Annotated in this window: 19 protein-coding genes; 15 read left to right on the top strand and 4 right to left on the bottom strand. The window is 48.5% G+C overall.

The features are described from left to right. Positions 1 to 168 precede the first annotated feature (168 nt). Positions 169 to 2,451, bottom strand: a complete 2,283-nt coding sequence (locus AC3IUE_RS33625; RefSeq protein WP_489269170.1) for a DotA/TraY family protein — start codon at positions 2,449 to 2,451, stop codon at positions 169 to 171. Beyond that, positions 2,448 to 2,930 carry a hypothetical protein gene (locus AC3IUE_RS33620; protein ID WP_489269168.1) on the bottom strand — a complete coding sequence of 161 codons (483 nt, stop codon included), beginning with the start codon at positions 2,928 to 2,930 and terminating at the stop codon, positions 2,448 to 2,450. The genes AC3IUE_RS33625 and AC3IUE_RS33620 overlap by 4 nt, the downstream gene beginning before the upstream one ends. 81 nt (positions 2,931 to 3,011) lie before the next feature. On the opposite strand from AC3IUE_RS33620, the gene AC3IUE_RS33615 reads away from it, so the two are divergent. The 5 genes from AC3IUE_RS33615 to AC3IUE_RS33595 are packed head-to-tail and all read left to right on the top strand — an operon-like array spanning position 3,012 to position 8,699. Continuing rightward, positions 3,012 to 3,509, top strand: coding sequence for a type IVB secretion system protein IcmW (locus AC3IUE_RS33615; RefSeq protein ID WP_489269166.1), 498 nt, complete (start codon positions 3,012 to 3,014; stop codon positions 3,507 to 3,509). Then, entirely contained in the window at positions 3,506 to 4,117 is a 612-nt protein-coding gene (locus AC3IUE_RS33610; protein WP_489269164.1) for a hypothetical protein, read from the top strand. The genes AC3IUE_RS33615 and AC3IUE_RS33610 overlap by 4 nt, the downstream gene beginning before the upstream one ends. Further along, positions 4,095 to 5,162, top strand: a complete 1,068-nt coding sequence (locus tag AC3IUE_RS33605; protein WP_489269162.1) for a hypothetical protein — start codon at positions 4,095 to 4,097, stop codon at positions 5,160 to 5,162. The genes AC3IUE_RS33610 and AC3IUE_RS33605 overlap by 23 nt, the downstream gene beginning before the upstream one ends. A gap of 9 nt (positions 5,163 to 5,171) precedes the next feature. Further along, on the top strand, positions 5,172 to 6,731 hold the full coding sequence (locus tag AC3IUE_RS33600; RefSeq protein ID WP_489269160.1) for a hypothetical protein: 1,560 nt from the start codon (positions 5,172 to 5,174) through the stop codon (positions 6,729 to 6,731). Positions 6,732 to 6,734: 3 nt separating this feature from the next. Continuing rightward, positions 6,735 to 8,699 carry a hypothetical protein gene (locus AC3IUE_RS33595; protein ID WP_489269158.1) on the top strand — a complete coding sequence of 655 codons (1,965 nt, stop codon included), beginning with the start codon at positions 6,735 to 6,737 and terminating at the stop codon, positions 8,697 to 8,699. A 10-nt stretch (positions 8,700 to 8,709) separates the two neighbouring features. Here the strand turns inward: AC3IUE_RS33595 and AC3IUE_RS33590 are convergent, their stop codons facing one another. Beyond that, complete coding sequence (locus tag AC3IUE_RS33590) at positions 8,710 to 9,744, bottom strand: hypothetical protein (protein WP_489269156.1); 1,035 nt, start codon at positions 9,742 to 9,744, stop codon at positions 8,710 to 8,712. 367 nt (positions 9,745 to 10,111) lie between these two features. Between AC3IUE_RS33590 and AC3IUE_RS33585 the strand changes: the two genes are divergently transcribed. The 10 genes from AC3IUE_RS33585 to AC3IUE_RS33540 are packed head-to-tail and all read left to right on the top strand — an operon-like array spanning position 10,112 to position 21,090. After that, positions 10,112 to 10,834 (top strand): DotI/IcmL family type IV secretion protein, encoded by a 723-nt coding sequence (locus AC3IUE_RS33585; protein ID WP_489269154.1) that lies wholly within the window; start codon positions 10,112 to 10,114, stop codon positions 10,832 to 10,834. Next, the gene (locus AC3IUE_RS33580) at positions 10,831 to 11,805 is read left to right on the top strand and encodes a DotH/IcmK family type IV secretion protein (protein WP_489269152.1); all 975 of its coding nucleotides are present in this window, start codon (positions 10,831 to 10,833) and stop codon (positions 11,803 to 11,805) included. Before AC3IUE_RS33585 ends, AC3IUE_RS33580 begins: the two co-directional genes overlap by 4 nt. A gap of 10 nt (positions 11,806 to 11,815) precedes the next feature. After that, a complete protein-coding gene (locus AC3IUE_RS33575; protein WP_489269150.1) occupies positions 11,816 to 13,108 on the top strand; it encodes a DotG/IcmE/VirB10 family type IV secretion system protein in 1,293 nt (430 codons plus the stop codon). Between the two features lie 8 nt (positions 13,109 to 13,116). Beyond that, entirely contained in the window at positions 13,117 to 14,493 is a 1,377-nt protein-coding gene (locus tag AC3IUE_RS33570; protein WP_489269148.1) for a hypothetical protein, read from the top strand. Positions 14,494 to 14,506: 13 nt separating this feature from the next. Next, positions 14,507 to 15,088, top strand: a complete 582-nt coding sequence (locus AC3IUE_RS33565; RefSeq protein ID WP_489269146.1) for a hypothetical protein — start codon at positions 14,507 to 14,509, stop codon at positions 15,086 to 15,088. 11 nt (positions 15,089 to 15,099) lie between these two features. Then, positions 15,100 to 15,522: a hypothetical protein gene (locus tag AC3IUE_RS33560; RefSeq protein ID WP_489269144.1), complete on the top strand. Its 423-nt coding sequence runs from the start codon at positions 15,100 to 15,102 to the stop codon at positions 15,520 to 15,522. A gap of 10 nt (positions 15,523 to 15,532) precedes the next feature. Further along, positions 15,533 to 16,252: a hypothetical protein gene (locus AC3IUE_RS33555; protein ID WP_489269142.1), complete on the top strand. Its 720-nt coding sequence runs from the start codon at positions 15,533 to 15,535 to the stop codon at positions 16,250 to 16,252. Further along, a complete protein-coding gene (locus AC3IUE_RS33550) occupies positions 16,249 to 17,574 on the top strand; it encodes a hypothetical protein (RefSeq protein ID WP_489269140.1) in 1,326 nt (441 codons plus the stop codon). The genes AC3IUE_RS33555 and AC3IUE_RS33550 overlap by 4 nt, the downstream gene beginning before the upstream one ends. Before the next feature lie 20 nt (positions 17,575 to 17,594). Further along, complete coding sequence (locus tag AC3IUE_RS33545; RefSeq protein WP_489269138.1) at positions 17,595 to 20,750, top strand: ATP-binding protein; 3,156 nt, start codon at positions 17,595 to 17,597, stop codon at positions 20,748 to 20,750. A 19-nt stretch (positions 20,751 to 20,769) separates the two neighbouring features. After that, the gene (locus AC3IUE_RS33540) at positions 20,770 to 21,090 is read left to right on the top strand and encodes a hypothetical protein (protein ID WP_489269136.1); all 321 of its coding nucleotides are present in this window, start codon (positions 20,770 to 20,772) and stop codon (positions 21,088 to 21,090) included. A gap of 328 nt (positions 21,091 to 21,418) precedes the next feature. Here AC3IUE_RS33540 and AC3IUE_RS33535 read toward each other — a convergent pair whose 3' ends face one another. Further along, on the bottom strand, positions 21,419 to 22,249 hold the full coding sequence (locus AC3IUE_RS33535; protein WP_489269134.1) for a hypothetical protein: 831 nt from the start codon (positions 22,247 to 22,249) through the stop codon (positions 21,419 to 21,421). Between the last annotated feature and the right edge of the window lie 2 nt (positions 22,250 to 22,251).

Raw genomic sequence — 22,251 nt, 5'->3', positions numbered from 1 at the left:
ATGTTTTTCAACAGATGGAGAAAGCCCCACCAAGGTGGGGCTTTTTTTTGCTCTGTAAATCTGCGGTTGGGGAAGGACTTTGTTGATGTTCGTCCCCAGTACTGCGATTAGAAGCGGCTCATTTCAGGAAGGTCGGGGCAACCCGTTGCAGGCGTGCCCCTCCTGGGATCAGCTATTTGACGGTGTACCTCCAGGTGGTTTGTTTCTTGTAAGCGCTCCGCCAGCCTGCTCACCTTTCGAACTCAACATAACCATATTGCTACGGGTCTGTTGCTCTGCACCGCTGTCGCCAGTAACTTCTTGACCGCCATTGACCCACCGAAGACCTTTCTCGAACATTTCATTCGGGAGGGAGAATATTCGCACCATGCCCGTATAGGCAAAGATCGCAACCAACCCAATTGTGCCGAGTTGGATAGTGAGCATGGCAGGGCCATGGACTACAACCCCTCGAAGGTATTCGATCATCAACTCTACAAATACACCTAGCGGCCGCAGTGCCAGGAACACGGCCAGGAACGCAGAAACGCGGATCGTCGGGGCCATGAAAAGTCCAATCATAAGCATGTAGCCTTGGCGGGTGTGCTCAGTTCCCCAACCTTCCTTTTCCGCTGTGCCGTGGGCCGCGAGCCAGGTAGGGCTGATAAGCAGGCACTCAATAAAGAAAAGGAACCAAGAAATTACTCCCATAAACCAAAATACAAGCGGGATTGTAGGAAGAACTACAGCAAGGATGAACCCTACGATGATTAGGTAAAGGATGATTTGACCTAGAAACTCAGAGAGGTCACCTAAAATCCCAACCAATGTCGTAGCCGCAAACGTAGAAAGTCCAGTAATACCCGCTTTTATAAGGTTGCCTACGCCGGGGATGATGCCTACGGCGTTACCGACCTCTTCAGCTGTTTTCTCAACGCCCTTTAACGCGCCAATGGCGACGTTCTTACCAATAATCCTGAGCCATACAAGAGTTTCGGCCGTGGTATTTAGCGCTGCACCGTAGTACTGCATATTGACCAATAGATCGGAGTTGCCCCCGTCAAACGCCATGCTCTCAAACAAGTACGAACTGATTCGATAGATAAAAACCTTTGGCCAATCAAAGTTGCCATCTGCGCCTGCATCAGCAATAGACAGATCAGGCACATTATTGAGTGAGTACTGGCCGGAGTCACTGGCCGCGACCTTGCGGGCAAGGCCACCAAGCCTCTGGCTGATCTCAGCCAACCGCACGTCCTCGGTCCAATCCTGGTCAAGCGCAGGGGGGGTATAAGTTGCCTTGAACGCTGATCCAAGGGCGTTCACTCGTGACTGGGTCACGTTAACTTGCCAAAAAATAGTTCCTAGTCCAACCCAGCCCATCTTCTTGGTTTCTTCCGCCCAGTTACCACCAGAAACCGACTCTGCATTTTGGTTGACGTATTTTTGGATCGCGCCTGCTACCAACTGATTGTATTGGGTGACCGCCGAATTATAGGTTCCTACAGATCCTGATATTTTCCCAGCGACCTGGGCTTGTGCACTTTCATAGGTACTCTGCGCCGACTCCCCACGCTCCTGTAGGGCCCGTAATGCACCCTCGTCGCTCAATATCGCATCAGCAATTGAGGATATTTTCGGTTTAAGGCTCCTAATGATGTTGTTTTGAGCAGCAAGAAGTTCTCGGGTTGGAAATGCTTGAACAGTGCCTAGCTGAATACCGTCCTCTGTACTGGCGACAGATTCCTTGGCCAGCGTGAATGAAATTGACCCGCAGTAACCCAAACGAGGGTTATTTTTAGTGAATCCTTCTGCCTCCTCGTTGTAGTCATACGAGAGGGACGTTCTGTATAGATCACCAACAGATGTCTGATTTTGGTTTGCCGTTATGGTGTCACTGTTCGTGTAGCCGTTGATGTATTTCTGGCAGACCTCGCTAGACACCCAGTCAAGAATGAAAGAGCTGCCATCTGGAATGGACGATGGTTTGTAAGCGCCAAAATCGTATAGGTAGTCGATGCCTACAGTTTGAACTGCCCCGCCGACAGCGTTGCCCTTCTCAGCAACAGTAATCACCCCGTACTGGATCATCGAATACCCGCCGCCACCTGGAACTGGTATCAACAGAATGAGGGCTGTGGAAATCCGGATCGGCATCCAGAAGGAGGAAATGACTTGTCCTCCCGGCGTACCTTTGTTTGCAGTCTGAATCACATAGGTGGCACCACCGAGAACGGTCAGCCAACCCATCATGCACAGGGCAATGGTGTTTAGGTATCGAGAGATCGTGCTGAGTAGGGAAGGAGTGGTGTAGGAATCATACCCCCCACCGGCAATGAATTTAATAATCTGCTGGCCAAGGTCTTCGCTCAAGGTCAGCTTTGCTAGAGCGTTGATTTCGTCCAACTGATCAGCGTGCGCCACACCTGTGAAAATGAGGCTGAGGAAAACTATCCGAATGAAAAGACTCAAGTTGTCCTTCCTTGAGCGTCCCTGGTGGACAACTCATCTCTGAAAACGGAAAGAGATTTCGCGCTGATCAGTACTCGCATGCCCAGGAAAACGGTGAGAGGCACACTGACCAGCAAATAGTCGTTTGTTCCAACACGCCCGTATTGGAACAAAATCGCTATGCCGCGACCGAGGTTCATCAGAGTCCATAGCAGAGCTGGGATCGCCACACAGAGGATGACAGCATGCCCAACAACCGATCTGCGTAGATCGTCAATATCAACCTCTACCGCTGGCTTAGGGGCGTATCCCGACCTCGTTGTACGTAATACCTGCCGCAGTAGAGGCATGGAAGCGCGATTCCCCACAATCGCGGCGTTTTTTTTCATGCGCTCCCATCCCACGTACCAGACCAGGAATCGCCCGATTTTCTTGGTGCGTGAGGGTTTTCCTGCGTCAGCCGAAGCAGTGGGAGCTTCCTGCACAGCATGATCATTCATGAGGACGTCCTGTAGGTTTGGAATCGCGTTAACTCTGGTATAGGATAACCATACCAGAGTTTTTTTCAATGAGACTTGTGCATGAACGATGAGATTGCTCGTGCTCGGCAGCTACTCGGCTCAGAGGAGCTGGCCGCGTACTGGAAGGGCGTGAGCGGGCCACTCGGCAGATTGCTCGCAGAAATGGATCATCGCGATGAGGGCTATACGGTTGAGCCTGATGAGGCGTTGCTTGAGCTTTTGCTGAAATTCATCGAAATGGTGGAAGACAGTCGATTTGCTGAGGCTTTTACATCCAGCCAGAACATAGGAAGCATCGCTGAGCTATTTGCCTTGCTGGGGTCAAGCAGATTTTTGCGCGTGATCGACATGATGGATCGACGTCATTCGGGCGTTGTGCTGCGCCTGATCAACGCCCTATCCAGGTTGGGTGGGGTAGCAGCCAAATATAGTGACCTTTTCTACGAGCGGCTCTTAATTATTCAGAGGAATGAATTACTCGCATTAATTTTTTCTCCCGAGAGAGCCAAAAGAATTTTGAACGATATCGTTTTAGTCAGGCAAGGATTAGAAGAATGATCCTCATTAGGGTATTAGCAATTATCGGCTTCATTACCTTTAGTTGCGCAGCACATGCAGCCTCAACAGTTGATTGTGATCTGGATCAGGTTATGAAAGACCAGCGCAAGAAAATGGATGAGCTCAGTCTTAAGGTTTATGACGAGTACATGGGCAAGACCATTAAAAATGCTCCAACTGCAAAGGATGCTTCATGTCTGCCTGCGTTGGATGCATTAGATGCGTTGATCCGATTAAGGATTCCCTCCATTGGTGGTGCAATGGGGGCCATTTTTACGAAAATTCGTGATATGGCCTGTACAGCGGCGAACAACTACATTCAATCGATTGCGAACCAAGCGCAATTCAACATAAGCGATCCAATCGGTATCGTAGGTGTAGGTGTCGGTGGCACAACAGATGGTACCGGCGGTTTACAAACCGACCAATATGATTTTGGGAAGGTGGTTGAGGACGCTGCTTCTGGCGCTGCGGGCCAGGTAATTGGTGGCGTAAAAGGGAGTGCATCATCGATTATTAAAGGGATTCCAACGTCCCAGACTAATCGTACTCCAAGGCTCGAAAACACCGTTCGCAAGGAGGTGAATGATGCTATTAAAGGACTTTAAGCTTGCCTTGTTAGGGCTGGCTCTTATTCCCGCCTTAAGCATTGAAAATGCTAACGCTACTGGGATACCTGTTTATTGCTTTAACTGCGAAGAAGCAGTAAAGAACGTCGGGCATGCAATTTTGGATGGTCTGCGATCTCAAACTGAAGCCATTGTAAATGCACTCGACTACGTTGCGAGGCTTGAAGGACGGATTGATCAACAGAAAGCCTTAGCAGATTCGAAAATCAAGAATAGCTATGCAATGGAACCGTCGCTCGGGGCGAAGCCTCGGGCTGCTTGCGGTCAGTATGCAGCGGCTGGTCTACGTTCCAGTGGAGCAAGCGGTGGGAAAAAGGTCGAAAAGGCGTTCAGATCCTGGACCAAGCGATCAAACGCCAAAGCTTCGCAGCTCGCACCTGGCGAACCCAAAATGGATTATTTCGTCAAAGATATTTTGACGAGGATGGATGAAGAAGAGTATGACTCTTTCGAACTTGCAATGGAGGACGAGCCCATTGCTGTAACGAACACCGCTGAAGTAACGAAGAAAAGAGATGATCTTCAACTACTTCTTAATCCGTTTCCAGTAAGTCTCCCGACACAACAGGAGATTGATCGGATTAAGAAGAATGGTACGCCAAATGAGAAGCAACAATTGGCGCAATCCATTGTGATGAACCGCCGTATGGAGGTTGCACAGGGGGTCCTAAACGAAAAATTCCAGAGTAACTTGCAAAGCATCGAAGCCAAAGATGTCAAGTACATGTTGGACGATGTGAAGGATTTTTTGTCGGACGAAGACAAAAAGCTGCTTTCAGGGGATAAATTAAGCCCAGCTCAACTTGACGAGCTAATGGCTACATACCGAATTAAATCCCCAAAGTGGTTCACCAGCGTCGCCTCCAATGCAAGTCTTGAAGGGCTGCTGAGGGAGCAGGTATTCATAAACGCTGAGCTTCTCAATCAAATGTATTCTTTGAAGAGCGAGCTTAAGTCCAACAACCGAATGAGTGCTGTGGACATGGGTCGGCAAATATCTCAAGACGGCATGACAGCTAAGTAGGGTGAATGTATGGAAACTGCAAAAAATGGTAGCAATGTCAGTGTGACCAACGAAGAGTTTCCTGAGCCGCTACCTGTCATGCCAGATGACATGCTCTCTGCTGAGGAATTAGCGGTTTTTATCAGGCCAGATGCAAATGCTTTGGCTCAAGCTCAACAAGTACTCGAGAACTCAGCGATTGAGATAACCGAGGCTCAGAAAACATTGGAGATGCTGACAGCTGATGATGTAGCTGCCTTCATCAAGGGGATGCAGGAACCTCAAGATACTGATCCACCACTCACTGAAGACCAATCGATATCGAGTGATTACACCGATCCACCTCTTTCCGAGGGGGAGTCGCTTAGTGTAAATTTCGATGACGTGAACAATGCCTTGGCGGATTTGCAAGGCAACCTGGACTCTATCCAGGTCGATTTTGAAGATCTCAATTCGCACTTTCAGGAACAAATTCTCACTGAGCAAGCCCAAGAAAGCGGTGCAGAATCTGGGGCAGTTTCGGGTGTGGAACAAGGTGCACAGTATGAATTGCCTCCGATCAAAGCGCCTTCCGACCTCAATGGCGAAGCACTGAAAGCCCTTGAGACATCGATGCAGGTTCAGCTTGGTCTCTATGGGTTGGATCAACCCACAGCTGATGATGAGAGCTTGCCGGTAGTTGATGCTGCGGTTTCCCCGGAATCATTAGCTGATGCGGCTACACCAGGCGATTTCACAGGATCTGAAGCGCGCGAATCGCTGCTTTCTGGGGGGGATATGCTTCAGAAAATCAACCCTGAATTTGCCGCGAACGGTGAAGATGTGCCACCGGCTGGTGAGCCAGCTGAGCCTGATAAATTGTCAGATCAGATCTTTGAGGATGACGACGAGCCTGGATCTTCACACGAGGAAAAAGTTAAGTCGAAACCGAGATCCGATTTTACAGCTGAGCAAGAGTCGTCCATCCAACAAGCTCCCAACGCACTCGCTGGTTTGAGCATGCTGGTAGGCGCTGTCGGCATGGCCGGTGCTAAATTGTTCAACGTTCTGGGTAGCGGCGTGGAAGCTGGGTTCGACGCCTGGAAGGACTACAGGGGGCGGCGTAACGCCGAAGAATACTTTGCTGCCTTTACTAGCACAGAGACAAATCTGGCTAAGGTCAAGGAGGGCGTGATCGGCAAAGCTCTTGAGTCGCTGCCACCTGAAGAGCACGCGGGTGTGTTAGAACAACTGTTGGCCGGGGATAGCGCGGCGGCTGAGAGCTTCAGCGCTTTGATTACCAGTATGGATAGGATGAGAGACCTTGCCAGAAAATATGTCTCGCATCAGATTAAGTCAGGTGATGATCCTGCAATCGTGATTGATGATGCACTGAAACCAATCGCCAAGCTAACCGAAGACAATAAGTCATTGCTTGAAAAGCTTAGCCATAATGGCCAATCACTTCTGAACAAAATGGATGGCATCAGCAATGGCCTGTTGAACCTGGTGCGCGATCTGATCCAAACAATCGCAAGAACCGTTAGCCTCAACATGGGGGGGGCGGCCGCATCCAATCCTGCACCGGCTACCAAAGGGATGGGAAGGTAATAGGTGCCAGAATTTCACAACCTGCTTTGGGCCAAACATCCGAAGGCAAGGTTCAAACCAGTTATTATTGGTTCGGAAATATGCACTCTAATAGAGGATGCCCCAATTAATTGGGGCGTTCGTCTTGCAGCACTCGATTTTTACAAGCTTGATGATTCATCGTGGTTTTCGCCCACCCACCTTACGGAAAGTCAGTTTCTCTCCATAGACATTGAAATCTTACTGTTTTTGATTACGGCCAAAGAGCTATCAATTTATATCAGCCAGATTTTGGACGAGAACAACACACTTGAAGTATTGAACTGTCAGCCAGATTTGGCGCTTGGAGCGAAGAAATTCATTACTGATGATCTTCGATTTACCTCCGGAAAATTGTTCACACCTGGTCAACTCGAAACCGTTCTACAACGAATCAAATTAGCTATTCCTGATGAGTACACTGTCAATGCAGCTCATGCAATAGACTATGTGATTAGGCGCATTCCAAACTATAGAGAATTATTGACAAAAGACGAACAAAGGAAGCAGGAATGTGTCCGTTTATACTTGGACAAATATCAACAACCGCATCGACTTAAATGCGCCGTGAACCATAGATTTAATTTAAAGGTAGCGGCCGCCAGTAAAGAACACTTCGGTAATTGCAACAGAGCATTCATTTTAAGAATAAATTTTGATGGCAGTCATACCCTTATACTACGTGACGAAGTAGGTCGACCTGCCCGGTATCCGGAAGTCATGTCGACTATTTTTGGTGAGTTAACGGATGGCAAAATCGACTTTGCGATTGCGGAGTTGCTGAAAAATAAACACGCACAGAAATCTCAGATCTTGGCACTCAACGGATTCATTGAGAATAATGGAGTCGGGCAGTTTATAACTCTTGGGTTGATTGCCGATGTCATGATCGATAGCAATAATGCCAGTCACAGTGACGTTGCTGAGGTTATCGAAAGTGTTTCCACGATGGATCTTGGAAGAATTTTCACAAGCATTACTACCATCCCGATTCCCACTGTGGGAAATCAGAGTGATTCCGTGGTTGTAATTAGGTGCGGAAGCCATGTAGTTAAGTCAACGGCACAGCACGGTGGCAGCAAATGGGTTGCTGCGCTAGCCCTGAACCAAGCCAAGAGGTCCAGTAACTTTAGTATAGGTGAGCTCACTGCGAAGTTAAGCTCGGGCGGAATTTTGAGCATTGATGAGGCTGTGAAAGGTAATCATATCCGTACACCTCAACTAAAGAGAATTGAGTATATAACTCACCTCTTTAATCAGGCGTCAGATTATTTGGTTTATTCAGGTTTAACTCTGAAACCTGAATCCAATTGGATAAAAGAACTATCTACTGAATCCAATGGTTGGGCCGCACGGTCCCTTCTGCGTCATCTTGCTGCCGGCAATGAGCACCTGGTACTGATTCAACGTTCTTCAAAACATCTTGAATGCCAATCCTTACCAAACCCAATATCATTGAGTGGTGGGGAGAGAGCGGCTCAGCATGAGCTGGAGTCTTGGTTCCATCTGGCTGAGGATGACCATCTTTCAGTGCTCAATGAAAGACACTTGGTGTGCCCAGAACCAGTCTACGAGTCCAGTAGACTCTGTTACATCTCATATGACGAAATGCGCGAAAAGGGCTGGAGAGCCAGGGTTGCTGTGCTATACAAGGAAGTTGAGCGGTATTTCCGTCGTCAGATTTCAGCTGAGTCTGTGGAACAACTTCTATGTCGATACGAACTTGAGCTGATTTTGCTTAGCATAGTAGGCACTCCTAGAGTCAAATCTCATGAGCTCCTGACGCAGATGTTGAATGTAATAGCGGCATATGTAGCTAAGAACCCGAACGAGATTAGCTTTCTCGGAGTTGATTCAAAAGCGATCCTAAGCGTATCCGGCAGAATGAAGATTGATGCGTACTTGAAATATATTGATTGGCCAGCCCTTTGCGGTGACAGGGCTGGCTGATACTTAGTGGTTACTCTGGCCGGGTTACGCCGCCCAGCAGGGGCAGCAGGTCGCTTTCGAGCGGCTCACCGCTAATAACTTCGATTTGGCCTGTGGCTGGTATTTGAAATGCAACATACGGCGTGCCAGCTGCTTTAGCGGACGACTTAAAAATATCTAGGAACGTAATTGCATTTTTTTGTGGTCGTTCATAATCGGCCTTTTGAAGAGCCCTGAATTGATCTGCATATTTCTGAACATCAAAATTTTCATTCATCATTTCAGACAGAAGGCTTAGCCCAGCAGACCGATCCTTTTCAGCAACCTTCATCACCAAAGCGGCCATGGCATGCCCTGATGTATTTGTGAAGATAGGAACCCAATGCCATTGGATACCAAACTTCTCGGTCAAATCAGCGCTATTTTTGAACAAGCTTTGACAGTGTGTGCAAAGTGGATCAAGAAGAACGTACACGGGCGTACCTGGTCGCTCAGATACCAAAGCAGGCAGAGCTTTTATGGCATCTAAAACTTCTGCTGGACTGTTAAATTTTGCCTTGCTGGACGAGAAATTTTGTTCCGGAGCTGATTCCTGTTGCGTTCCGACGTTGCTAGGAGTTTGTGCAATAGGTTGAAGCGGTGGGGTGAGCGGAACCCTGTTGTTGGCCACGGGCGCAGCCTTCAGCTCTTCATACTGTTTGACCTGCTCCGCAGTGGGGACTTCAACTTTAGATCTCTTGTCCATCATCGGGCCGTTCAAAAGCTCTTCGCCATTCGGTAGTACGTACATGAAGCCCGTATTCCCGGCGACTGATAGATCGACCTCAAGCAGACAAGCACTAGCACCGGGCGAAAGCACCAGTTTTTCATACCCTTTGATCTTCACATCCTTAAACAGCCGAGTGATGAGTCGCTCCGCTGACTTCTCGTCGGCGATAATTGAGCATTCTGATGGTTTTACTGGCTCTGGATTCACCAAATTGGGGTATTTGGACACCAGTAAACCTGCAACCAATGCAATCGACAGCCCACCAAAAACCCCAATCACGCCTTGTTGCTTGATCATCGCACGTCCTCGAAAAAATACCGTATTCGTATACTACACCAGAGAAAAAATATGAGATACCATGTGTACCAAATTGAGGGTGGCGCATGTATCTCCACGAATATGTACAGAAATTACCTTGGGGTGAAAGGGACGCTTTTCGTGAAGAGCTCGCGCGGACGCATGCCTGCTCGGTATCCCTAGTCAAAAAATGGGAGGCTGACAACCCCCTGTCATCCACCTGGGATCAGTCAAAAAAACGAGCATTGATACGCCGTCACCCGAGTGACTTGGTCTCAATCGAGTTAACAGAAAAACTCACTAATTTCGTAGTGACTAGGCATTTTCTGAGGCCTGAGTGCTGGCCTTTGCCTGAAGAGATGAATTCATGACCCAAAGAGAGCAATTGCCTACCTCCCCGAAGGCAGCTAAACCCGTATCACTGAATCCAGCTGCGGAAGCAGAGGATGATGTTTTAGATATGTCGGGTGTACTTGGGCTTCTTGCGGCAGGTAGAGAGGCGCTGGCACGTAAGCGTTCTGAGAACATGACGATCATCGGCCTAATAGCTGCGCTGATTATTTCGGGTATTCTCAATCTGGTATTGTTCAGTTATACCCCAGAACCGAAGCTGCTAGGTGAGACCCCAGACGGTCGCATTCGCCCCCTCCCGCTGCTCAGTGAGCCCCTCTACACCACTCCAGAAATGCTCGCCTGGTCAGAAAAGTGCCTGCAAAAAATGTATGGCCTTTCTTATGTCGACTGGCAGAAAACTGTTTCCAATGAAACGACCTGCTTGTCCGACGAGAATCGGAAATCGTTTGTTCAGTCGCTGAGAGAGATCGGTGCGCTGGATCTGTTAACGGAAGAGCTACAAGGGACAATGTACGCAAGTCCGACTGGCGCTGTGTTGCAAGGCGCTAAGTTGGCAGCACGTGGGTACCAAATGTGGAAAATCGAAATTCCTTTCCGACTACGCATCGACGGTAAAAAGCGGGTCAACAAAGAATTGGTTGCGGTAATGCTGATTCGCCGGGTCTCTCTCAATGTGAGAAGCGATGGTGTTTGGGTTGAGAAATACCAAATTCTGCCTAAGAGGCCTGCACGATGAAGCGCTTGTATTTGACTTTATTGGCAGCAAGCTTTCCGCTGTTGCCAGTGATCACCTTTGCAGATGAAGCCCCAGCCCCAGCGGTATCTGTCGAGGAACGTCTAAATTCGATAATGGTAGGGAGTCCGAAAGAAGTCTTGGGTATGAGGAAGAAGATCATCACCAAGTCTGCATCACTTACAGCGCCAATTGTTTTTGATACGGAAGACGAAGTTCCACAGGATGTTTTGGATATTGATGATTCATTCGATATCGGGCTTGCACCGGATGCGCCTGCGCCAAAAGTGTTTATCTCAAGGTACCAGTCAACTGCAATCACCTTCATTGATGCTTATGGCAACCCATGGCCTATAAGGAAGGTATCCAACTTTCTTGGAAACATGATCGAAATAGACAGAGCCCTGCCGGATAAAAAAGGTAAGGAGGGGGAAACGAAAGAGGATTTATTGTCCGACCCCCAAGCTGGTTCATTTACGGTTACAGCCTTGAAGCATGGGGTTACTGGGAATATCACGGTCTATCTTCATGACCTCGCGACGCCTATTTCAATTCTATTGGTCGCAAAACCTGCGATGTACCACCGCCTGGCAACCATGAAGGTTGAAGACGCTGGACCAAATACTAAATCCCATGATTTGTTCTCGGATAAGGGTATTACGCTGGGCACTGAAGCTGATATGGATTTGAATCATGCGCTGTATGGCGTGAGTCCGTCTGGAAGTGAAACCATGGTTGTTGAGGGGGGGGAAGGGCAGGCTTGGGTTAAAGGGGAGCAACTGATTCTAAGGACTCCAATTGCTGTGTTCTCGCCAAAAATATTTAAAGCCACTCCAGGTAATTCTGGGTACATGGCTTACAAACTACCCGTGACAACTACAGTGCTCGGTACCAACAAAGAGGGTCGAACTGTCACGTTGAAGATTCTCAAGCATCCAGCATCTGCGCTGGATGAACAAATGACCCTTAAGTGAGAATCTCTCTGTGGCTAACGAACCTAGAATTGATGATGAAGACTTTGCGGGGCTCACTGCAAGCCACAAAGACCGTAGTGGCTCAGTGGATGGTTTTGAGAATGTAGGGGCTGTCACTGGCGGAAAGGCTGTAAAGGGGATTTTCAACAAGGCGAACCGAAAGCGCCTTTGGGCTTATGGTGCCTTGTTCGTAGCAATCATCGTTGCTATCGGCATTGGCATAGTTACATTGCCGAATAAGAAAATTGAAAATTCCAATGAGCCATCAGGAGTGATCCGCGCAGGGCGAATCAACGCGACAAACAATGCGCAAACCAGTGTTCAGATGCGCCAGGAGGCTGATCGGTACAATGAAGAAACGCTGCCTGAAGTTCAAAAAGATAACCCAACAGCACATCCGGTTATGATTGAAGAACAGGAAGAGTTCGACGCGAACCCATACTCAAAACAAGCAACCTTGAGTAAAGCAAAAAAGGTTTCGGAAGTAGGCGAAACTCAAACCGAATCAAACACTGGTACGTCGAAACGTGCTGCTGCTGTTGACACACAGCAGCAAGATAAACTCATCCAGATGTTGATTGAAAACGAAGGTGATTCAAAAAAACCTAGTCTCTATACCGTTCAATGGGACTATACACCCTCGAAATCGGTTAGTAAGTCTTCGGGGGCTGAATCGAGAGATGTGCTGGCCTCTGGACGCGGTACAGATTCTGAGGTTAATAACACAAAGGTTGCCAATAAATGTAAACCAATGGTCAGAGCTGGTTCGCAATATCTTGCAACCTCAGACCTGGCGTTGAACAGTGATATCGGTGGACCGGTTTCAGTCACGCTCCGAAATGGCAAATTGCGAAATATTCAAATGCTGGGTAAGTTTGAACGTAAAGAAGAATTCTTGAGGATCGAACTTAATCAATTGGTTCTGCCTGATGAAACTGTACCAATCAACGCTATTGCGCTTGACATCAATACGACTTTGAACGCAGTGAGCGGTGAAGTAGATTCGCATTTGTTGTATCGCTATGGATGGTGGGGCTTCGGTACGCTACTTAAAGCCATTGGTTCTGCTGCGGAGAAAAACTCCGATAACAATATAGTTATTACTGATGGAACCGTGATACAGAACACGAAGAAAGACTCTGCTCGTGAAATAAAAATGATGCTTGGTTCACTCGGGTCAGATACTGGAGCTGCGTTTCAGGAAAGTTTAAATCGGCCGATCACTGTGTCGCTCAATGTCGACGAAGAGATTGGAGTATTTTTCATTGAGGATGTATGTCGTAAATCGACATCGGATATTTAGGAATGAGTATGAACGATAAAGTATCCCCTGAAAGAGTAGGGAGCGCGGACGACCTTTCCAACTATTCAAGTGGGGGCCCAGAAATGCCGCATTTGAAAGATGAGGACCTGGAATTTCACCCCATGGAACCCAATCATGATCTCGATGTTGACCTCGATGTTAATCACGACGCCTATCAGAACGACGAGGTTCAAGCACAAAAGAAGAAAGGCTTCAGCAGAAATGAGAAGATTGCAATAGCTGCCGGCGCGATCATTCTGGTGGGTGCGCTTATTGGTTTTGTGTATTTGGCAACGTTAATGTTCGGTAACAAAAGCGGTGCTAAGCCAAAGGGTATAAATGCTGAGCAATTCAGCTCAACTGCGAGCGTCGGTACCGGGAAAAGCAGTGCCAATAATAGCTTGCAAGATGCTGAAAATTTAGCCTCCGCTCTCGGTGGTTCAAACGGTTTCGATACAAACCCAAGCCAGGCCGCCCAAGCCTACGTGGTGCCGTCTAATGACGCTTCAAACGCAGATCTAGAGGAAGAGTTAACTGCGGCAGCGGCCCCCACCGAGCCAACTCCAGCAGCTCAAGCGCCTCGCACGCATACAGCAGTGGAGCATGCAAATGTCACCGCTGGGGGTAATGCTGAAGATCAAGCCTACGATGACATCGTAGATCAGGCATCCAAACTTAACGTGCCAGGTAGTGCAATCAAGATTGACGATAATGTAGTCAGGCAATCCCTCGCGCAGCAGGGTGCAGTATTGGCCGAGGCAAGCGTACAACAGGATCGGAAGCAAATCGCGGAATTGCGTGCTATTAGCGCCGAAATGCAGAACTCGTTGAAATCATTGTCCGCAAGTTTGGAGCAAATTGCTAAAGCCCAAGAAAAAAACTCTAGGGATCAGGAGCGAGTCAGCGCCAATGTTGCCGCAATCGCTTCTGATCTGAAGACGCTACATGGCACAGTCGACACGAATAAAAAGGAATTTAATCAGACGCTTTCTGATGCGATTCAGCGTGCTAAGGCAAACTTGGAAGCCAAGGCAACGAAGCCAGTTACTATTGCTAAAGCTCCAAGTGTCGTTAAACCACCTATGGTCAAGCCTGTACCAGAGGTGATCAACGTTCAATTGCCACCCCCTCAGCGTGTAGTCACCCAAGTAGCCCCGACTTACGAAGAAGCACATAACGCACCTGAAAAATGTGCGAACTCAGCTGTAAGTTCGAACTGGCGTGTGAAAGGCATTAACAAGTCTTCGGCCTATATTGTTCGAGCACAGGATGGTCAAGGCATGATTGTACGTAAAGACGAGCAAGTACCAGGATTTGGTTCAGCTGTGTCGTTTGACAGGTACAGCCGACAAGTCTGCACAACCAGCGGCTTAATTAACCGATAGGAAGGTATTTACCATGCTCGACGGAATAGGCGGTTTGCCTGGATTAGATGGGCTTAAAGGCGCTGCCTATTCGGCTGCTGATATGTTCGTGAATTTGTCATCTGAGTATCCGGATCTACTGGATGCGATTTTTTTCATCTTTGCGGGTGTCGGTATTCTAATTACGTTGCCAGCAGTAATCGAAATCATCAAAAGTGGTGATCAGAACAAGCAATATTCCACTGTTGGGTCTATTTCAGCCAGACTGATTTTTGGATCGCTGCTAGTAGATCTGGCATTTTGGGGGAATGTATTGTGTGATTCACTTTGGTCTCTAGATAATCCTCTGGGCATAGAAAGCTACGCAAATGGTGGTGGTGATCCGTCACAAGTTGCTTTGTATGCTGTCATTGGGTTCATGGTATTGACGGGGTGGGTGACTCTAGGAAGAGCTTTTATAATGGGTGGAAAACTTGGGTATCTTACACCTGACGCGAGGAGTGATTTGATCGGAAGCATAATCTCAAGAGTTGCCGCAGGATCTGCAATGGTTGCCAGTATTCATTTGGCTGGTGTATTCGGAGAGAGCACAGGGTTTTCCCTGATGCCGGGTTAATTGGAGCATTTATGAAAAATAGTAGTAAGGCAATTTTTAAAAATATCGCTCGTAACATTTACGAGGCGGTTGAGAAGCAGCGGAAGAAGGTTGTGCGTCTTCTGACAATTCCGGTCCTTTTTGTTATGTCGCAACCAGCTTGGGCTTTGAAAGCCTCTGACCTTACCAAGGGATGGAAGACAGAGTGGTCGGAGATTGTACAGGTTGGCCTGTTCATTGTTGCCGGTATCGGAATTCTGTTTGCAGCAGTTGGGGCCATTTCTTGGGTTATCGCAAAGAAAAACAACGAGCCAGCGAAGTGGCAGGGTTGGGCAATGTTGGGCGGTGCTGTCGCAATCGTTGTACCTGTGTTCATTCTTGCTATCTCTGGTTCGTTGAGCAACGAGCAGGGTAATGCAGACGGCATCATGAATGACATGGGCGTAAACTTCTAAGGAGCGGGTTATGCTTAATTTGGTGCTAGGTACGGTGGGGCTACAAGACGCCGCAGGCAAACTCCTACAAGGCGCGTGGCTCAATCGCGATGAGCTTCGCCTCCCCGGCTTGGCACTAATTAAGAAGTCTCGTTATGAATGTTCCTATTGTGGATACCAGTCACGAGGATCGGATGCTGCTCCCCACGGTTATATGACGCCTATCGATCCATCGAGGCCGAACTGGTTTTACACTGAAAACTCAGTTTCTGGTCACGTGGCCTGTCCTTTTTGTGCTTCCTGCCAATGCTTGAACTGGTCAGTCAAAGGGATAACGACTGGTATCGGCCAAAAGGAACAGACGGTTGTACCTGGAATCCTGATCAGTTTTCCTTGGCTTACCCAAAGGCAGATTAACTGGATCGCTTTGCACGCTCTATCAATAAATTCACGCAAATCGAACAGTTCGAACGGGCCGATCTACGCCATCGCGCGCGATGTTGATGCAGCTATGGTGGCACTCAACCAAGAGCTTGTTGCTAATTTACCTATCTATAGGGGTAATGACTCCGAGTTTGTAAGGGCGTTGTCACTACTGCCTACCAAATACTACAAATATCGCGAAAAGATAATCGGTGATGTTCGCTGGTGGCCAAACTTGGCCTTCTGGCAGAAGGAAGGTTTATATTTTCAGGCTGCTACCTATCGCGGCCTTGAGGAAAAGCACGCTACTGAATTGGGAAGATCATGATGCGAGTAACTAGTTTGCAAGTTGGTGTTGCTCTTTACGCTAATGCTCATCCAGATGACCAGGTCGGCAATTGGGCTTGCGAATATAATAAGGAACCGTTTTCCTTTATGAGCGCAAGCGATCTACCTGGTCAAACTCTTTGGATTACAAATTGCCAATTTGGTGATCTCAAGCAGTTCGGTTTGAATCTGAACCCAAAAATTGCAGATGAAGGGTATTTTCGTACGCGGATAAAGCAAATCGTAACCGAGCTTGGTTTGTCGCATTACGCCCCTGATCAACAGGCATCGTTTCTTGTCTCGATAATCGGTAACGCTTTGGAGATGATGAAGCGACAGCTGAACTTGATCCATATACCAGCTAACAGCCTGGCTCAGGCAGTAGGGCATTTGTTTGGCGTTCGCGAGGCCGCTCCGAATTCAGCTTTGCTCCAGGTTTCTGAACTTGCTTGTCAGCGTTACACCCAATGTGAACGAGAACGTCGTCTTGAGAAGGTTGAGATATTCCCTCTTTGGTTTCATCGTGTAGACTGGGCTAGAGATCTTCTTACTCAACCATTACCCGCTAGTGAAGACATCCGTTTATTACCGCCTTCATCTCTGCCTAGTTCCGGTCAAGACGTGGCCCTACTCGTCAAATGGGCTCAAGAAAATAATCTACCGCTTTTCGCTCGAATTAAAATTAACGCGCTAGAAAGCACCGTCGGAAGGCTTCTCAATTATGGGGCAGGAGCTAGTGCCCTTAGAGGCGAGACTTTCAACGGCGCAAGTTACGAAACAAGAAATATGCGTGAATGGTGTGCTTTACCAGAGCTTGCAGTTCTTGCAGGAGCTGGTGACGTTGAGGTTCTTGAGGTGGCCATTTCCAATGGATGGATGCGAACCCCTGTTAAGGTGCTTGATACTAAAGCATCGTCGGTGTCATATAGTTATGGACTTGTTGCTGAAAATCTTTGGGTTGGTATCACACGCCGACATAATGACTACAGGCAATCCCGGACTCTTACTACAGCGTGGATACAATCAGTAGACAGAATGCGATGTTTGTTGGCAGCTGAAAAATTGATTGAGCACGGTATGGATATTGCGAATTATGGATATGGGCGGGTTACCGTGGTTTGTCCACAATCGGTTAAGGCAAAAGTACCGCAGATCGCTCGTGAATTAGGATTGTTATATCCGGCATCCTTAGAGGGTATTACTCATCTGCCTCCTAACCGGAATAACCCTGCTGAAATAGTGCAAACCCTATTGGCAAACCGTGATTACGCTAGCTTTGCGAGAGTCGACCAGATCGTCCTCCAAGGCTTGCAAAACGCCTAATATTTCTATGTGAGCAAATTATGAATTATGGTTTGGCCGATAAGGTTGCTGATTTTGTTGATGAGTTGAATCAAGGTCTTCGGGCCTGGACAAGGAAGGATTATCGGCAGTATTTCACGATTAGCTGTGCTCATAATTCGAAGTCTTTGGCCAGTTGGGATGGATCTCTGGTCTCGGTCATCCGGATTGATGGCTACATGGGACAGTTTGTTCCTGATAAATACATCGAGTTACGAAATGCTTGGGTTGAAAAGTTTTTTCAAAACAGAGCAAAACAGAATAATAATGCTGGCCATGACTTATTTTGGTCGTATGAGTTTGAACCTGAAGGCAATACTAAGTTTACCCGTAGCGCGCGGGATGCCATGGAGCGGGCCAGCGTACAACGTGGTATAGATATCTCTGACATTTTAAAAGAGGAAGTCGACCTTTACGGGCGCATTTCAGCTAAGGAAACCCAGTTTCTTATCGTTGTCACCCATCTCGACGCCATCGAGAAAAGTAGCCATAAACGAGCAAGATCGAATCAAAGTGCGCGGGTCAAAGACACCCTTAAGGGTCGCGGAGCGCTGACAATGAATGTCGGGATTCGCGATCTGGAAACCGTGCATGAGCAATATGTGAATTCGATTGTTATGTTCATGACTGGTGAAAACGCAGTTCACGGTTATGCTTTAAAAAGGCTTTCATCCCATGATGCCTTGCTAGCGTTTCGAGAGTCTTTCATTCCTGCTATTACCGCCGATAATTGGAAGCCTCGACTCACTTTGCGTGATTGTTCCTTCCGTAGTACCGAAGAAGTGCCAATATCCGTCCTGAAAAACCAAGATGTGATCATGGACGGGAAGGGGGATATGACATTTATACTCCCGCCCCGACTTTCCGATCAGATGTGTCCTGATGGGGTTGTGGAGGATCTTGGGCGTTTTGTTGTCGCTGCGGATCGCATTTACGCACCTATTTTTATAAGCGAGCTAGCCGGTGATCCCGAGCCGTTGGAGTCGCTTCTTGTCACAGCCTACAGCCGCAAAATGCCAATCCGGATTGTCTATTCCTTGCAGGGCAATAGTAAGCAAGCGAACTATTGGAACCGATTGATGGCGCAGACGTTTCGTTGGTTGAGCGCGACCAACAAAATGATGACTCGTTCGTCGAATGCAATGGATCGCTACATCCGCAATGGTGGGTCAGTCATCGGCTACTCAATGGCCGTAACTACCTGGGCCAAGGCTGAATCCATTCAGAATGAAGATGCAACGTTCTACAAGATGGAAGAAATACGCCAGAGAGCAAACGATCTGGAGACAATGCTTCAGCAGTGGGGCGGCGCTCAAACGACCTCGGTGTTTGGTTGTGGCGTTGAAGCAGTGTTGAGCGCAACGCCTGGCTATCGCTTGCCGAGTGCTGCGCCCCTTGCCCCGTACCCGGATTTCGAAGCGGTCAAACAGCTGCCGATTATGCGTCCAGCTAGACTGTGGGAGCCAGACAACGCCGTATGGTTCAGGACTGAACATGGGTCACTCATGCCCTACGAACCGTTCAGTAACATTCAGACGGTGCTACTGGCGGCCATCATGGGCGGTATGGGCTTTGGAAAATCCAACCTCATTTCCGAGCTCCTATTTTGCCTAGGGTTCCGATCAACAAACTCAGAGCTCCCTTACCTCAGGGGTATCGACTTCGGCGCGTCCTCAAGCGGGATAGTAGATATTGTCAGGGAAAGTCTCCCTGAAGGCGAAAAGCATAAGGCAGTTTTCGAAAGCTTCACCAACGATGGTTCGATGAAGAAGAACATGTTGGACACCAGGCCTGGCTGCCGTCGTCCAACAGACGATCATCGACGGTTCCTGGTGAGCTTCTACCTTACGATCCTTGACGACCTTATTGCTCCTGCCGGTGGCGTTGCAGGTCTCAACGCATTTCTTGAAGACCTCATCGACTACACCTACAAGGAGCTTGATGATCGGGATTCGAGGAACGCCAAAAAATACACGCGGAACTATGGAGACTTCAGGATTCACCAGCGCCTTGATCGCATTGGGGCATACGAAACAATCGATGAGCATACGACCTGGTGGGAAGTAGTTGATCTGCTGAACAAGCACGCAATTGCAACCAATGATGCCGAGGTTTTCTACGAGGCATCGTTAGCCCAACGCTATAGCGTTCCGATTTTGGAGGACTTGATTAGGTTCTGCGATGCGGTCGATGAGCGGAACAAGGACGCTCCACACATTGGCCAGTTATCCATGGGCCGAGCTATTGGTAACTCGCTTAAGAATGCCAACAGACAATTCGTATTCATGAACTCCGAGACAGAAACTGATGTTAGCCAGTCTCGGGTCTGCATCTATGATATGTCCTCGGTAATGCAGCGCGGACAAACCGCCATGGATCAATGGACAAACTCCGTCTATTTCATGGCTGCGTTCAGGTTGCTGACTGAAGATCTTTTCGTGCGCCGTGACGAGACAGGGCCTGAGCTTGAGCGCCGTCAGAAAGAAATGGGGCTGAGCGACGAAATGCTGGTTTGGCATTATGATCAGCTTGACGCGCAAGACCAGTGCATTAAATGTTTTATTGGCGATGAGATTCACCGTACCGGCACAGTTAAGGGCTGTTTCGATACTCTCAGCGGTATGGGCGCGGAGGGACGTAAGTACCGTGTAGGGTTGATTTTGGGGTCGCAGATTCCCAAGCACTTCCCACCTGAACTCATTACGCTTTGCACAAGCGCCTTCATTCTTGGTTCAAACCAGGACATGGCTTTTGCCAATGACTGCCAAAAATTATTTTCACTTTCTGATGCTGAACGGGATATTCTTGTCTCGATAACCAAGCCCAACGCTGAGAAGGGCTCGGAGCTATTTGCCATACACAAAACCGAATCCAAGGTTCAACGTGTAAAGCTCAATCTGAACCTCGGAGGCCTTAAGTTATGGGCTTACGCAACGGAACCGGTTGATCGGGCTCTCAGGAGGACGATGTACGCTCGCGCACCTTCAACCTCATGGGCTCGCAAGGCTTTGGCTTCCAGGTATCCAGGCAGTGTTAAGGATGAGGTTCGCCGTCGAATGCGAGCAAGCAGTCGAGGTACTGGCCATCAGCATGTGATGACCGAGACTGAGACAATTGAGCAAATTGCATCTGAGCTTCTCTCAGGCGCAACTTTTTAGGGTGATCGGAGTCAAAGGGATGTTAGTAGCTGAATATATGGTCGGAAGCCGTCGCCTAGATGAAAGCAAGGAAGAAGTGATTTGCCTTGTCGTCAGCGGAGATGGACTCCCGGCAGATTGTGAAATTGGTCGTTCTGAGATCCGCCGTCGTCTAAATCGACAGGATCTGATTCTGGAATTTATCGAGAATGGTGCGCCTGTGGATTGGGTGGAGCTTCCAGGCTTGCCTCAGAACGTTGTTGACCTCCTCAATACGGGTGTAATACTGCCGGTGGTTGATGCAAGTGCCGACAACGTAGTCTACTGTCAGTTGCAAGGCCTGAAGGCCGCCCATGGGTAATTGGGTAGGAGCTATTGTGGACGCTAAACAATTGATTCAATCGTGTGACGTGTTCGAGCGATGCGGCCCTAGGGCTGCCGCAGTTATTCGCGTGACTTCAGGAAATAATTTCGAGATCGTCAAGCAGCAGACTACCTGGTCAAAAGAAATTTTGAGTAAGGTGGTTCGCGACAGTCGTGTGGACTTGGAGGGGATTTCGGATACTTCTCGACAGCACCTTCAGGCCATAATGGGGGGCTTGTCCCAAATGGCCAATTCGACGGTCATGCCTATTAAAGGGCCCCGGAATTAAAAAAAACGCCCAAGGGCGTTTTTTTTTGGCTGCAAGTTAGCTAGTTATTACTAGGAACCCACCTGATCTGAAGGGAAGCTCGAACCGATCACCCTTCAATGCATCGTTGCGCTGTTCACTTTCAGTGTTCTTTGGTGGATTCCAACGAACACGCTTTGATGGCCAATGACCCATCGGAACAAAAAATGGCAGACAGGCATGCAGTTGCTTCTTTTGAGGAGGGCTTTCGGTTGCCCATACGAAATTGGCTCGTATGTGGGGGCTGGTCGGCTCATGCCAAGAAACACTGGCATTTCTGGGGTACCGAGCAATTTGCGCAATAACGTCGTCCCCGACACCTTCTAATTGTGCAATCGCTTGGGCCACTGACATGCGCTCAATTGAATCAATCCCCTTGGCGACGGTGAAACCTATGCTCTGCGGACGAACGTCAACCAGAGCTACCTTACGCCACGCCAGAAGAGGGTGTAAGCGAGGAAGCCCGGCACGAATGTAAGAATTCCTGAGTTCGTGGGATTTCGCCCCAGCCCCGTAGCAGCGATTTACGGCATCCCGGAGTGAGACTTTTGCTTCATTCAATTGCTGAAGGGCATTCCACGCTTCAGGAGATATCTCGACAACACCTGGGTAACGGGTAACTTGACCATCTTTCCTATTGTCGCGGCAGTTAAGGTCGCCCAGCGCATCCTTTACGTATTCCGAAGGGGAATCACTATCGACTTCAGAATTGTCTTCCACGCAGTAAAATACAGATCGCCCTAGAGAATCAGGGCGACTTAGGGCTTCATCGACAGATTTTAGGCTCGCGACAAAATTTGTGAGCGCAGGTGCCATTTCAGAATCAATTTCAAATGCGCTGATGGCCATTC

This window comes from Pseudomonas sp. GL_093, assembly GCF_057837605.1.
This window is presented reverse-complemented; position numbering and strand designations above follow the sequence as displayed.